The 258-nt window shown below is 43.0% G+C and carries 1 protein-coding gene; it reads left to right on the forward strand.

What is annotated here, in order from left to right; all coding sequences use genetic code 11:
• Window positions 1-258, forward strand: a 258-nt coding sequence (locus tag ADI86_RS11885; RefSeq protein WP_049531924.1) for a hypothetical protein, incomplete at both ends; no start/stop codon positions are given.

The following is a 258-nucleotide window of genomic DNA, read 5'->3' on the forward strand; positions in this document are numbered from 1 at the left end:
TCAACATACCCACCAGGAACTAAGGTAGAAATTCCAGGAGAAAATGGAACAACAATCACAGTAACAATTGGTGACAATGGTTCAGGTGAAGTGCCAAATGACAACCTTCCTAAGCAAGATGTCCCAGGTACAGGAACAGTAACAGAACCTAACAAGAAACCATCACAACCAGTGGATGTAACAACACCAGCTCGTAAGACACCAACAGTAGAGTTGGAACAAGATCCTAAGACAGGTGACGTTACAGTAACACCTAAG

This window comes from Streptococcus pseudopneumoniae, from assembly GCF_001074975.1.
Classification (GTDB): Bacteria; Bacillota; Bacilli; order Lactobacillales; family Streptococcaceae; genus Streptococcus; species Streptococcus pseudopneumoniae_D.